Source organism: Exiguobacterium sp. s142 (assembly GCF_018618455.1).
GTDB classification, from domain to species: domain Bacteria; phylum Bacillota; class Bacilli; order Exiguobacteriales; family Exiguobacteriaceae; genus Exiguobacterium; species Exiguobacterium aurantiacum_A.
Genome location: NZ_JACSMB010000029.1, coordinates 1 through 13,439 on the forward strand (window position 1 = coordinate 1; position 13,439 = coordinate 13,439).

Here is a 13,439-nt window from a genome sequence, read left to right on the forward strand (position 1 = left end):
AAAAAGAGCGATTGTCCCGACTTGAGTCGGTCCAATCGCCCTTTTTTCTGTTCACGCTCGGATAGAGCGGAGGTTTTTCAGTGCCCTCCGTTCTCGCGTAAGGGGTTTTTCTTATGCCCGGTAACCGTTCGGGTTGTTCGCTTGCCAGTTCCAGGCGTCGCGGCACATGGCGCGGACGTCGTGTTTCGCTTCCCAACCGAGCGCGTCTTTCGACTTTGTCGGGTCGGCGTAGCAGCTGCCGATGTCGCCCGGCCGACGCGGCGTCACTTTATACGGGACAGTTTTTCCACTCTCCGCCTCGAAAGCCTTGACGAGGTCGAGCACGCTGTAGCCCGTGCCGGTCCCGAGGTTGAACGCCTCGGCGCCGGTGTGGTCCATGACGTAGTCGAGCGCCTTCAAGTGGCCTTCAGCCAAGTCGACGACGTGGATGTAGTCGCGGACGCCGGTGCCGTCCGGTGTGTCGTAATCGTCACCGAACACGCTCAGTTCGCTCAGGCGGCCGACGGCGACTTGCGTGATGTACGGCATCAAGTTGTTCGGTACGTCGAACGGGTCCTCACCGATCTGGCCTGACTCATGGGCGCCGATCGGGTTGAAGTAGCGGAGGAGCGCGATGCTCCATGACGGGTCGGCGACGGCCAAGTCGCGCATGATGTCTTCGATCATCAACTTCGTGCGGCCGTACGGGTTCGTCGCGCTGAGCGGGAACGATTCGTCGATCGGCGTCCGTTCCGGCATGCCGTATACCGTCGCAGAAGAAGAGAAGACGACTTGTTTCACGTCGAACGCGTTCATCACGTCGAGCAGGACGGTCGTCCCAACGACGTTGTTCTCGTAATAGCGGAGCGGCTCGTTCACCGATTCGCCGACAGCTTTCAGTCCGGCGAAATGGATGACGGCGTCGATCGTATGTTTCAAGAAGATCTGTTCCAATAACTCCCGGTCGAGGATGTCGCCGAGATAAAACTCGACCGTTTTACCGGTCAGCGCCTCGACGCGGTCGAGCGCCTCACGGCGGCTGTTCGACAAGTTGTCGAGGACGATGACGTCGTGTCCGGTCTCAAGTAGTTGGAGGACGGTGTGGGTGCCGATGTAGCCGGCACCACCTGTAACTAAAATTGTAGTCATGGGGATTACTCCTTCCGAAGAAAACTATTATTTTTCTGTCAAACGCACGCGGGTCTGTCCGTTCGTGCCGATAAATAAGCGGAGCGAGTACGTCTCGCTCTCATAGACGAGCGCGTCGCTCGTCTCGATGACTGGTTCACCGAGCGGGTCGAACGCCTCACGCGCGAGTTGCGTGTTCGTCCAGTCGATGGCGTGGACTTGGTCGTCTTGGATGACGAAGAAGCCGCCGTTGTAGAACGCATAGGCGTTCAAGGCGTCGGTCTCACGACCGTACGGTGCGCCGAGCGTCTCGGTGAGTGCGGCCTCGTTCATCGCGAAGAAATCAGGGAGCGCTTCACCAAGCCAAGCGTTGTCTAGGTTCGTCTCGGCCCAGTCGAGCAGCGTACTGTCAGTCAGGTCGCGTGACGGCCAGTCGGTCGTGACGGCGTCGAGTGCGACCCAAGCCGTCGTGCCGTCGAGGTCGACTTCGACATGATCGTCTTGTTCGTTCACAATCTCGTAGCGATCGCCGATATCTCCTATATAGGTGACTGTCGTGCCATTCGGTTCGCTGACGAGGTTGACGTTTTTCGTCGCCAGCCAGACGTAGTTCGTCTCCGGTTGTTCGACGACAGGTTCCGGTTCAGGCGCCGGGGCTTCGACTTCCGTTGTCTCGCTCGGCTCAAATAGCGCCGCTACATATGGATACCCGATATAACCGCCGCCTAATAAGACTGCGACGAGTAACAGGCCACCGAGCCATTTGCCTTTCTTCTTACGAGGGCGGGCCGGTTCAATTCGCTTGGCCCGTTCGGCGCGTGACGGGACCGAAGTCTCCGGTACGTAACGCGGCTTCTGAGTCTGTGTTGCTGATTGTGGCGCTTTTTCCAATGCGGCGTCGGCAATTGTCTCGTTGACGACTGTCTTGTCAACTTTGATTGGTTGCGGCACCGTCGCTTCTTTGTTCAGCACTCGATCATTCTTCTCGAGTAAAGACACATAATATGGAAGGAACGTGGCATCTTTCTTCCCGTCTTTGATCCAGGCCGTGAAGTCGACCGCTGATTTTTCGTCGGTCGGGAGTGAGGCTTTCGTCGCACCGGTCAGTTCTTCAAAAGAAACGGTCAACGATTTGCCGTCCCCTAGATTTTGTTTGATTAAAGTTTGTAGGTTTGTACGTGTCGACGCATCGACATCGGCATATAGCTGGAGTAGGCGCTCACTAACGTGCACTATTGTCTCCCCCTTTTGTAAAGTTATTCCTTTCAAAGTTTAGCAGATTTGCATGCCAAAAAACCCAATTTTTAAAAAATGGGTCATCACGGGAGAGAATTTTTGCTATAATGTTTTGGTATTGTCAGTAAAAATATTATTTGCGGAAATTTTCCAGTCGTGATTTTACAGAATAGAGGAGAGAGAACACGAATATGAATGAAGAAACGATTTCCCTTGGAGAACTGTTCTCCATCTTGAAGCGGAGCAAATGGCTCATCGCAAGTTTAGCACTCATCGCGGCACTCATCGCCTTCCTCGTCAGTTCGTACGTCATCCAACCGACGTATGAAGCGTCGACACAAGTGCTCGTCGCACCGAAAGAGACACAAAACAATATAATCGACAGCGGCCAAGTCCAGTCGTCGGTCGCACTCGTCAACACGTACCGTGTCATCATCCAGAGCCCGGCCATCTTAGAGCCGGTCCAAGAGAACGTCGTCGGTGCGCCGGAGGACATCAGTAGCTTGATCACCGTGAACAGCGAACAAAACTCGCAAGTCATCAACATCGCGGTCCAACATACGAACCCGGTGCTCGCAACGGATATCGCCAACGAGATCAGCACCGTATTCTCGAAAGAAGTGAAAGAACTAATGAGCGGCGTCGACAACGTCAAAGTGTTGTCGGATGCGTCCGTGCCGATGTTCCCGGTCAGCCCGAACATCTTGCTCAACACGGCGATCGCGACCGTGCTCGGCTTGATGATCGGAGTCGCCATCGCTTTCCTCAAAGTCGTGCTCGACCGTCGCATCAAGACGGAGCAAGACGTCGAGACGATTTTAGAACTCCCGGTCTTAGGGTCGATCCCAGTCATTGACCGTGTCGAGATGCAGCAACAGCGCCAAGCGAAAGTGAAGGGTGAAGAAGTCCATGTTTAATTTCGGGAAAAAGAAACACAAACATATCAAATACGACAAGACCGGCCGCGACTTGATCACGGTCCATAAGCCGAAGTCGCCGATCTCCGAGCAATACCGGACGATCCGGACGAACCTCGAGTTCACGGCCGTCGATGACGACTTACAGACGATGGTCATCACATCGGCCTCGTCTGGCGAAGGCAAGTCGACGACATCATCGAACCTCGCCGTCGTCTACGCCCAGCAAGGCAAGCGCGTCTTACTCGTCGACTGCGACATGCGCCGCCCGACGGCCCACTTCACGTTCCGTCTATCGAACGGGATCGGGCTGTCGACCGTCCTCGCCAAAAAGACGACGATCGAGAAAGCGACGCATGCGACACAAGTCGAGAACTTGGACTTGCTGGCGGCGGGACCGATTCCACCGAATCCGTCGGAGCTATTGTCGTCGAAGACGATGGACCGCGTGCTCGAAGAGTTGAAGGCGAATTACGACATCATTATTTTAGACGCCCCGCCGATGATGCAAGTCGCCGACACACGCGTCCTCGCCCGGAAAGTAGACGGCGTCGTCCTCGTCGTCGGCTGCGACAAGTCGGACCGCCAGATGGTCGTCAAAGCGAAAGAACAGTTGACGCTCGCCGAGGCCCATATCCTCGGTGTCGTCTTGAACAAGCGTGAGCCGCAAGGCAGCGACGATTACTATTACTACTATGCGTACGAGTAAAAAGGAGACAACGCCATGATCGATATCCATTGTCACTTGCTCCCGGCCGTCGATGACGGACCGGAGACGGTCGAACAAGCGGTAGAAATGGCGAAACGCGCGGCAAGCGAAGGGGTGACCGCGATCGTGGTCACCCCCCACGCGTTTCACCCCCAGTTCGAGACGGATGAGTTGAACGTCCAAAACGCTGTCGCCAAGCTTCAAGACGTGTTACGCCAGGAGGGCATCGCGCTCGACTTATACGCCGGCCAAGAGATTCGCGTATTCGGCGAGTTAGTCGAGGCGCTCGAGCAAGGCAAGGCGCTCTCGCTCGCCGGCTCGCGTTACGTTCTCGTCGAATTTCCGAGCGACTCTGTCCCGGCCTACGCCGAGCAACTGTTCTTCGGTCTGCAGACGGAAGGGTACACGCCGGTCATCGCTCACCCGGAGCGCAACAAAGAGTTCGCGACGAACCCGAAACGCTTAATGGACTTCGTGTCGTCAGGTGCGTTGTCGCAAATCACGACAGGCAGTCTGACGGGCGAGTTCGGACAGAACGTGCAAGATCTTGCTTTCGCGTTCTTACGGAACGGACTGAGCCACTTGATCGCCTCGGACGCCCATAGCACCGGGCGCCGCACGTTCTATTGGGATGATGCCAAAGATGCCGTCACAAAAGAACTCGGTGCCGACAAATGGGACACGTACGTCGGCAACGCCGAGGCGGTCATGAAAGACGAGTTCGTCTTCATCGACCCCCCAATTCTTCCAATTAAAAATTGGAGAGGGAAATGGAAGAAATGATTTCCCTTTATTAACAATAAACGGTTGACAACTAGGTTATCATTATGATTTTTGTCGACATCTGTCGAACGATTTTATGTTTTAATTTCCTTTCCTTGGTTTTTTAGGTGGATAGAACGTGATACCCTTAATTTATAATTTTTTAAAAGGATGGTAGATACATCCTTTTTTCTATGGATTCTACAGGTTAGATAGAACCATCCAGGAGGAATGGGATAGATGACAATAAAACGAGTGAAAAAAGCGGTCATTCCGGCAGCCGGTCTCGGGACGAGGTTTTTACCGGCGACAAAAGCGATGCCGAAAGAGATGTTGCCGATCGTCGACAAACCGACGATCCAATACATCATTGAAGAAGCGGTCGAGTCAGGCATTGAAGACATCTTGATTGTGACCGGTAAAGGCAAACGTGCCATCGAGGACCACTTCGACTCGGTGCCAGAGCTTGAGCAACAATTAATTGAGAAAGGGAAGTCGGAATTTTTGAAACTCGTCGAAGAGACGACGAATATTAACATCCACTTCATCCGTCAATCAAAGCCGAGAGGACTCGGTCACGCCGTGCTTCAAGCGAAAGCGTTCATCGGCGACGAGCCGTTCGTCGTCATGCTTGGGGATGACATCGTCCAAGCGGACGTGCCTTGTACACGTCAATTGATTGAACAGTACAACAAGGCAGAAAGTTCGATTATCGGTGTCCAACCGGTATCGCGTGACGTGACGCATCGTTATGGCATCGTCGACATTCAGTCATCGCTTGAAGGCGGGTTACATAAAGTCGAGTCGTTCGTCGAGAAACCGGCACCAGGGACGGAACCGTCGAACTTGGCGATCCTTGGACGTTACTTGTTCACGCCGCAAATTTTTAAGTTTTTAGAAACACAAGCGCCTGGCGCGGGTGGCGAGATCCAGTTGACGGATGCGATCACACGGTTAAACGAAGTCCAACCTGTATTCGCTTTTGAATTCACAGGTAAGCGCTATGACGTCGGGGAAAAGCTCGGCTTTATCCAGACGACGTTGGAATTCGCCTTGGCACGTGAAGACTTACGGGACGATGTCTTAAAGATGATGACGCAGTTAGTAGAAGAACAATCTTCTATGAACGCGGTTAAATAAATGGGAGGGAAAACGAGTGTCCATTCCTGAACTAGGTCGAAAATCGTTACGGACAAGTATACTAATCATCCTCGATATGGCAGCAATCTTATCGTCGATGATCGTGACTTATTTTTTCTTATATCCAGTCGAATTCATTCAAAATATTGATCAAAATCATTTTATTGAGTCAGCTATTTTATATAGTGCGTTATTTATCGTCATGGCCGGCGTCAGCCGGCTATACCGTGTCGCTTGGCGCTTTGCCAGTATGTCTGAGGCGATCCGTCTCGCGATGACGCTTTTCTTGAGTACGATCACCCTTTATATTATCCAGTTCGCCGTTTACGGTGAAGCGATGGAGCGGATGTTGTTCCTCAGTTTTTGCTTATCGCTTCTACTGTTAGGTGGCATCCGTTTAGGGTCACGTATTTACGTGACGTGGAAACACGATCAGCTTTCAATCTTGCGTGGTCGCAACGTAAAGCGACGTAAAGACGAGAAACGGACGCTCATCATTGGAGCGGGACAGGCCGGACGCATGTTGGTTCGTCAAATGAACCAATCGGATAATCACCGGATGAACCCGGTCGGTTTTTTGGATGACAACCGTCATCTGCAGACGCTTACTGTCAACGGGGTCAAAGTCGTCGGGACGGTCGATAAGTTAGAAGATATCGTCGAGAAGGAAGCAGTCGATAAAATCGTCTTCGCCATCCCGTCGATGAAGTACCAAGAGCGGTTAGCCATCATCAAACGAGCGAAAGCGGTTTGTACGAACGTGCATACGTTGCCGATGATTGAAGAAGTCGCAGCAGGCAAAGTCGCTGTCAATCAAATGCGGCAAGTTTCAATTGAAGATCTTCTCGGTCGTGAACCGGTCGAGCTTGATATTTCGGGTATCCAATCCGAAGTTGAGGGGAAAACTGTTTTGGTGACAGGTGCTGGTGGATCGATCGGATCCGAAATCTGTCGCCAAATTTTAAAGTTTAAACCAGAACGGCTACTCCTTCTCGGTCATGGTGAAAACAGTATCTACTTAATCGAACGCGAGTTGCGAGAGTTGAACTTAGAGGTAGAACTTATTCCTGTCATCGCCGACGTCCAAGACGTCGAACGGTTGCGTGATGTCTTTATGACGCACTCACCACACCTCGTCTTCCATGCGGCAGCACACAAACACGTCCCATTAATGGAAGCGAATCCACATGAAGCAGTGAAAAATAATATTTACGGCACGAAAAACGTCGCCGAGATGGCGGATGAATATGGTGCAGCACGCTTCGTCATGATTTCGACAGACAAAGCGGTCAACCCGACGAACGTCATGGGGTCGACGAAACGAGTCGCTGAGATGATCATTCAAAACTTGGCGAAGACAAGTCGGACAAAATACGCCGTCGTGCGTTTCGGCAACGTGTTAGGTAGCCGCGGATCAGTCATTCCGCTATTTAAATCGCAAATTGAGAAGGGCGGTCCCGTTACGGTGACACACCCTGATATGACCCGATACTTCATGACGATTCCTGAAGCAAGCCGTCTCGTCATTCAAGCGGGAACGTTAGCTGACGGTGGCGAAGTATTCGTCCTTGATATGGGCGAACCGGTGAAGATTGTCGACCTTGCCCGTAACATGATCAAGCTGAGCGGGTTCACGGAAGAGCAAATCTCGATTGCTTTTAGCGGGATTCGTCCCGGAGAGAAGATGTTCGAAGAGCTACTAAAAGAAGGCGAGGTCCATCCTGAGGCAGTTTATCCGAAAATCTTTACTGGTATCGTGAGTGAAGAAACAAACTTGGAAGAGAAACTAAATCGTATGAATGAACTGAAAACGAGCGAAGCGCTCGGTTTGTATCTCGTTAACTGGGCAAATGATTGTTTAGATTTAAATAATATGAACGTAAATAAAGACGTACGTGAGACGGTCTAATAAATGGAGTGTGAATGATGAAGTATAGCGAACAAAAACGAAAAATCGACTTTATTCTTTCTTTGATTGGATTGATTGTACTGTCGCCATTGTTTATCGGAATTATGATTGCAATCAAACTTGAATCAAAAGGTCCGGTCTTCTTCAAACAAAAACGTGTTGGACTTCACCAATCGCACTTCAATATTTTAAAGTTTCGGACAATGCGGATTGATGCTCCTAAAGACACACCGACACATTTACTAAATGATCCAGAACAGTATATTACAAAAATCGGAAAAATTCTTCGGAAGACAAGTCTCGATGAACTCCCTCAAATAATTAATATTCTAAAAGGTGAAATGGCTGTGATTGGTCCACGTCCAGCACTCTGGAATCAATATGATTTGATTGAAGAGCGGGAGAAATATGGGGCAAATGATATTCTACCAGGCCTTACAGGGTGGGCACAAGTGAATGGTAGAGATGAATTACCGATCGAAATTAAAGCAGCATATGATGGTGAGTATAAAAATAACATCTCTTTTAAGCAAGATTTTAAATGTTTAATAAAAACTTTTATTATTGTCATTAAAAAAGATGGAGTGATTGAGGGAAATCAAAGTTCGTCATATGTAGAAGTAGTAGAAATAGAAAGAAAATCACATTTAAATGAGGCAAAAAAATGAACGAAAAGGTATTGTGTTCAAAAGTAGATAGCTTACCATTAGTTAGTGTGATTGTTGCTACTTATCGCCGTGATTCAACTTTAAAAAGAGCCATAAATTCAATTTTAAAACAATCATATAAAACAATTGAAATCATTATTATTGATGATAATAATGATTCTGAATGGAGTGCAAGGGTTTCAGGAATTATAAATCTATTTAATGATAAACGCATAATCCTAAAGAAAAATCCTCTTAATTTAGGATCTGCAAAATCAAGAAATGAAGGCATAATGATTAGTAGTGGGGAATACATTACATTTTTAGACGACGATGATGAATACTCCGAATTAAAAATCGAGCATCAGTTGTTAGAAATGAGAATGAAGAACTCTGATTTCTCAATCACTGACTTAAGTTTATATAATCACAAAGGGAATTTAATAGAAAAAAGGACTCATACAAATATTGAGAATTATACTTCATCTTCAAAAAAACTATTGTCTTATCATATGATGCATCATTTAACTGGAACTGATTGTTTAATGTTTAAAAAAGGATATTTGTTGGAGATTGGTATGTTCCCCTTAAAAGATATTGGTGATGAGTTTTATTTGGTCTCACAAGCAATTAAATTCGGAGGGAAGTTTCAATATATTCCGCGCTGTAATGTAAAAGCTTATGTTCACTCTAAGGACGTAAGTCTTTCAGTAGGTGACGAGAGATTAAAAGGAGAAAAAGAATTATATAAATATAAAAGGCAACACTTCTCAGAACTAAATCATTTCGAAAAAAAATATATCCAGATGCGACATTATTTAGTTGTGGGATATGTATGTATAAAAAGAAAATCTTATTTTAAAGGTTCGCTTTCGATATTCAAAGCTGTATACACAAATCCGCTAGGAGTGACAAAAATTGCATTAGGTCGGATCAGAAAATAATTCATGAAAGAAGGTTCTCAATGAAATTAGAGGTGTTGATTTCTACAATGTATCAAACGGGATTTTCAAAGCTAATAAGGAAAATGAAAATTAAATCTGACGCTATATTTATAAATCAATCGGATTCTTTTGAGTATAGTTGTATTAATAACAATAATAACAATATAAAAATATTTACATTTCCGGAAAGAGGAATTGGATTAAGCAGAAATAATGCACTCATGAGGGCAGAAGGAGATATCTGCTTATTAGCTGACGACGACGTTATATTGGATGAAAACTATTATGAGATTATAATTAAAGCTTATGAAGAGCATCCAGAGGCAGACGTCATTCTTTTTAATGTGCCAAGTTTAAATCACAAAAGACCGACAGTAGATATAAAAAAGAAGCAAAAAATTCATCATCTAAATTATATGAAATATGGAGCTGTTAATATTACGTTTAGAACTAAAAAAATCCAAGATAGAGCCATATATTTCAGCTTAGCTTTTGGTGGTGGTGCAAAATATAGTGCGGGGGAGGATACACTTTTTCTTCATAATTGTCTCGAAAAAAAATTGAAAATAGTAGCTTTACCTAAAATAATAGGTTGGGTAGAACAAAAAGATTCAACTTGGTTTGAAGGCTATAACAAAAAGTATTTCTTTGATAAAGGAATATTCTTTTCACACTTATCAAAGAGGAATGCCTACTTGCTTGCATTACAATTTCTTATTAGAAAACATAAACTTTACAAAGATCAAATTTCTTTTAATGATGCTTTTAAAAAAATTATAGAAGGTATAAAAAATGAACTTTAAAAAAATTTCGTCTAAATTAAAAAAAATAAAATTTGAAGATGTCAAGGGTATATTACTACTTAGCACTTCTTTTATATTTTCTTTAGCATTAAATAAAAACAAGAAAGATATTTGGCTGGTAAGTGAACGACCTCAAGATGCTCAAGACAATGGTTATTATTTTTTTAAATATGTAAGAGAGAACCATCCAGAGATTAATATTTATTACGCAATTGACTTTAAATCTCCCGCATATAAAAAAGTGTCTGAATATGGAAACTGTATACATTTCGGTAGTTTTCAACATTATATATTTTACTGGTTAGCTACAAAAAATATTAGCTCACAAATTGGAACAGGTGAACCTGCAGGGCAATTATGTTTAAACTTGGAGTTGATGGGGTTAGTTCGAAATAAGAAAGTGTTTCTTCAACACGGAGTTATTAAGGACAAATTAAATTTTGCTTTATATGAGAATACTAAAATTGAATTGTTCTGTTGCGGAGGTAAAGATGAATATGAATATGTCAAACAAAATTATGGTTATCCTGAGAGGGCTGTGAAATATTTAGGTCTTTGTAGATTTGATGGATTGCATGAGTATAAAGCCAATAAGAAGAAAATTTTACTTATGCCAACATGGCGACAATGGTTAGATAATAATGACAAAGAATTCTTAAACTCAGAATATTTTAAAGCCTATTCAAATCTATTAAATAACAAAAAACTTGATGGTTTTTTAAAAACGTATAATATAGAATTGATTTTTTCTCCGCATAATAATGTTAAAAGGCATATAAATTTTTTTTTCAATGCATCGGATAATATTAGAATTATGCGGGAAGATGAAGAATTTCAGAATATACTTAAAGAAACATCATTATTAATTACAGATTATTCGAGCGTTTTTTTTGATTATGCTTATATGAAAAAACCTGTCATTTTCTATCAGTTTGATTTTGAAGAGTATAGATTAAAGCATTATGAAGAAGGTTATTTTAATTATGAGTCAGATGGTTTTGGAGATGTAATTTATGATGAATATAATTTAGTGGAAAAAATAATGTACTATATCGAGAATAACTATCATATCGAAGAGAAATATATAAATAAGATAGATAATTTTTTTGAGCTTCATGATGATAAAAACTGTCAAAGAACATTTTTAGAAATAAAAAATATGTAAGGGGTTTAAACGTTGAAAGACAACAATAGAAAACTTAAAATTCTATACACTTTTTTTATTTGTATATTGCCTTTAATTCATCATTACAGTTCACCATTACCAAATATCACACTAGGAGAAATAGGGTTATTAGCATTCACGGGATTGGCATTGGTTAAGTTTTTTGTTTCTCAAAGTAAATTTAATGAGCCGCTTTATCTTATGTTTGTATGTTCGATGATATTTGTTTCTCTGTTAACAGTTTTTTTTCAATACCCTTCGTATAACTTCAGCGCAGTAGCTAGCTTATTTATGAGATTATTTTTTTATCTAGTCCTTATCACGATTACTGCCCGATATTATTTTGACGCAAAGATGGCAATTAAAATATACATGACGATAGCAATAGGCGTTTCTTCGTATCTCTATGTCCAGATATTTTCTTTCTATGTTTTAGGCCAAGTTGCGCCTTCGGTTACTTCGTTAATACCTTTATACAATAATCCCGCATATGAGATGATCAATTTTGAAAGGGTTTATGCGCACTTATTTAGACCACAATCAATTTTTTTGGAACCGGGAGTTTTTGCCCAGTATCTTTTTCCGGCTGTAATTCTTTCATTATTTAAATTTGGTTCTCAAACGGATTCAATAAACTATAAACGTGCTGTTTTTTTTAGTATTACTTTAGTGGCAACGCTATCTGCTCAAGCAATGTTTATTACCATACTAATATGGTTGATATGGTTGACTTCACAATTGAAAACAATGAATGTAAGAAAAGTCACTCTTATTAGTAGTAGTTTAATAGTATTTTTGATTACGTTTAGTATATTAATTACCACCAATGAATCTTTCCATAAAGCAACTATTGGAAGATTTATTGAGGGAACTACTTATGACTCAACTGAAGTAAGAGTTTATCGTGGTTTCCAAGTTTACAATGAGTTAGATCCGTTGTTTAAAGTTATTGGAGTAGGCTTCGGAAATATAACTGAGTTTGTGACTTCTAATAATATTACAACTGAAAGTGACTTGTATGGAGTTACAAGTACAGGAGAAAAACAGTATAACTATGAATATATGAATTCTATAGCATACATTTTAGTTACAGGGGGAATATTGTCGTTTGTTATTTTTGTTTTATTCCTGAGTAGTATTTTCAAAAAATCGAAAGATTTTTCTTTTGTTGCGCTTATTGTATTAATAATTATGTGTTTTTATGGTGGGATTTTAATTTCTCCAACTTGGATTATATTTATGACATTTATTTTTGGAGAAATAAAGTTGCGAGAGAGTGAATTATTGCGAGCGTAATAAACTAAGAATTTAAGGGTAGGGGCTATTGTAGTGAGAATTGCACATTCATTCAAAAATATAGGAGTAACTTTTATTGGACAATTATTAGCAATGGCGATTGCATTTCCTGCAAGGTTAATATTCTTAGAGAATTTAGGAACTGAGAATTTAGGACTCCATTCATTGTTTACAAACCTGATTACCCTTTTATCTCTTGTTGATTTAGGTATAGGTAGTGCGATTGTATTTAGTCTATATAAACCGATCGCCGAAGAAGACAAAAATAAAGTCGCAGGATTAATGAAACTCTATAAAAAAATATATACAATTATTGGAATAACTGTATTTTTAATCGGGATTATAATCATGACATTCCTGGAATTCATAGTAAAAGAATATAACGGAAATGAAAATATATATATAATATTCTGGTTATTCATTGTGAACACTACTATTTCTTATTTTTTTGTTTACAAAAAATCTATAATAATTGCTCATCAAAAAAATTATATAGTGAATAGTGTTCACTATCTTTATATAATTCTTACTAATATTTTTCAAATGTACTTATTGATTAGGTATGAAAATTTTATTGCTTATCTTTTAGTTCAGATATTTTTTACTTCTTTGGAAAATTTAACTATATCCAACTATGCAAATAAGATGTTTCCTTATTTAAAAGAGCATATTTCGGTAGCAACGGATAAAAAAATAATAAAGGAACTATTTAGTAATGACGGTTTGTCAAATTAAGCGCAACACTTCGTCCGTGAAGGCCTCGTGTGCGGTCTTCCAGCCCAGGCATTTGCGTGGGCGGCCGTT

13 protein-coding genes are annotated in these 13,439 nt (G+C 42.9%); 11 read left to right on the plus strand and 2 right to left on the minus strand.

The genetic code is table 11. The features are described 5' to 3' along the window. Positions 1 to 111 precede the first annotated feature (111 nt). The gene (galE, locus tag KNP77_RS15310; protein ID WP_214891628.1) at positions 112 to 1,128 is read right to left on the minus strand and encodes a UDP-glucose 4-epimerase GalE; all 1,017 of its coding nucleotides are present in this window, start codon (positions 1,126 to 1,128) and stop codon (positions 112 to 114) included. Between the two features lie 27 nt (positions 1,129 to 1,155). Then, complete coding sequence (locus tag KNP77_RS15315; RefSeq protein ID WP_214891630.1) at positions 1,156 to 2,340, minus strand: hypothetical protein; 1,185 nt, start codon at positions 2,338 to 2,340, stop codon at positions 1,156 to 1,158. A gap of 194 nt (positions 2,341 to 2,534) precedes the next feature. Between KNP77_RS15315 and KNP77_RS15320 the strand changes: the two genes are divergently transcribed. The 11 genes from KNP77_RS15320 (at position 2,535) to KNP77_RS15370 (ending at position 13,370) form a co-directional block, all read left to right on the plus strand. Beyond that, positions 2,535 to 3,260, plus strand: coding sequence for a YveK family protein (locus tag KNP77_RS15320; RefSeq protein ID WP_214891631.1), 726 nt, complete (start codon positions 2,535 to 2,537; stop codon positions 3,258 to 3,260). Further along, complete coding sequence (locus KNP77_RS15325; RefSeq protein WP_214891633.1) at positions 3,253 to 3,969, plus strand: CpsD/CapB family tyrosine-protein kinase; 717 nt, start codon at positions 3,253 to 3,255, stop codon at positions 3,967 to 3,969. The genes KNP77_RS15320 and KNP77_RS15325 overlap by 8 nt, the downstream gene beginning before the upstream one ends. Positions 3,970 to 3,984: 15 nt before the next feature. Further along, positions 3,985 to 4,752, plus strand: a complete 768-nt coding sequence (locus KNP77_RS15330; protein WP_131470728.1) for a tyrosine-protein phosphatase — start codon at positions 3,985 to 3,987, stop codon at positions 4,750 to 4,752. 219 nt (positions 4,753 to 4,971) lie between these two features. After that, entirely contained in the window at positions 4,972 to 5,871 is a 900-nt protein-coding gene (gene galU, locus KNP77_RS15335) for a UTP--glucose-1-phosphate uridylyltransferase GalU (RefSeq protein WP_251139124.1), read from the plus strand. Positions 5,872 to 5,887: 16 nt separating this feature from the next. Next, on the plus strand, positions 5,888 to 7,780 hold the full coding sequence (locus KNP77_RS15340) for a polysaccharide biosynthesis protein (protein WP_353048844.1): 1,893 nt from the start codon (positions 5,888 to 5,890) through the stop codon (positions 7,778 to 7,780). A gap of 17 nt (positions 7,781 to 7,797) precedes the next feature. Continuing rightward, on the plus strand, positions 7,798 to 8,448 hold the full coding sequence (locus KNP77_RS15345; RefSeq protein ID WP_214891635.1) for a sugar transferase: 651 nt from the start codon (positions 7,798 to 7,800) through the stop codon (positions 8,446 to 8,448). Continuing rightward, positions 8,445 to 9,371 carry a glycosyltransferase family 2 protein gene (locus KNP77_RS15350; RefSeq protein WP_214891637.1) on the plus strand — a complete coding sequence of 309 codons (927 nt, stop codon included), beginning with the start codon at positions 8,445 to 8,447 and terminating at the stop codon, positions 9,369 to 9,371. Before KNP77_RS15345 ends, KNP77_RS15350 begins: the two co-directional genes overlap by 4 nt. A 20-nt stretch (positions 9,372 to 9,391) precedes the next feature. Further along, complete coding sequence (locus KNP77_RS15355) at positions 9,392 to 10,174, plus strand: glycosyltransferase family A protein (RefSeq protein WP_214891639.1); 783 nt, start codon at positions 9,392 to 9,394, stop codon at positions 10,172 to 10,174. After that, the gene (locus tag KNP77_RS15360; RefSeq protein ID WP_214891641.1) at positions 10,164 to 11,339 is read left to right on the plus strand and encodes a CDP-glycerol glycerophosphotransferase family protein; all 1,176 of its coding nucleotides are present in this window, start codon (positions 10,164 to 10,166) and stop codon (positions 11,337 to 11,339) included. The genes KNP77_RS15355 and KNP77_RS15360 overlap by 11 nt, the downstream gene beginning before the upstream one ends. A gap of 12 nt (positions 11,340 to 11,351) precedes the next feature. Further along, on the plus strand, positions 11,352 to 12,635 hold the full coding sequence (locus KNP77_RS15365) for a hypothetical protein (RefSeq protein ID WP_214891643.1): 1,284 nt from the start codon (positions 11,352 to 11,354) through the stop codon (positions 12,633 to 12,635). Positions 12,636 to 12,668: 33 nt separating this feature from the next. After that, positions 12,669 to 13,370, plus strand: a complete 702-nt coding sequence (locus tag KNP77_RS15370; protein ID WP_214891645.1) for a lipopolysaccharide biosynthesis protein — start codon at positions 12,669 to 12,671, stop codon at positions 13,368 to 13,370. Positions 13,371 to 13,439: the final 69 nt, after the last annotated feature.

Excerpts from the sequence above, each read along its gene's own strand:
- KNP77_RS15360 (WP_214891641.1), top strand. The coding sequence starts at position 10,164 with ATGAACTTTAAAAAAATTTCGTCTAAATTAAAAAAAATAAAATTTGAA.
- KNP77_RS15350 (WP_214891637.1), top strand. The coding sequence starts at position 8,445 with ATGAACGAAAAGGTATTGTGTTCAAAAGTAGATAGCTTACCATTAGTT.
- KNP77_RS15330 (WP_131470728.1), top strand. The coding sequence starts at position 3,985 with ATGATCGATATCCATTGTCACTTGCTCCCGGCCGTCGATGACGGACCG.
- KNP77_RS15355 (WP_214891639.1), top strand. The coding sequence starts at position 9,392 with ATGAAATTAGAGGTGTTGATTTCTACAATGTATCAAACGGGATTTTCA.
- KNP77_RS15325 (WP_214891633.1), top strand. The coding sequence starts at position 3,253 with ATGTTTAATTTCGGGAAAAAGAAACACAAACATATCAAATACGACAAG.
- KNP77_RS15345 (WP_214891635.1), top strand. The coding sequence starts at position 7,798 with ATGAAGTATAGCGAACAAAAACGAAAAATCGACTTTATTCTTTCTTTG.
- galU (WP_251139124.1), top strand. The coding sequence starts at position 4,972 with ATGACAATAAAACGAGTGAAAAAAGCGGTCATTCCGGCAGCCGGTCTC.
- KNP77_RS15320 (WP_214891631.1), top strand. The coding sequence starts at position 2,535 with ATGAATGAAGAAACGATTTCCCTTGGAGAACTGTTCTCCATCTTGAAG.
- galE (WP_214891628.1), bottom strand. The coding sequence starts at position 1,128 with ATGACTACAATTTTAGTTACAGGTGGTGCCGGCTACATCGGCACCCAC.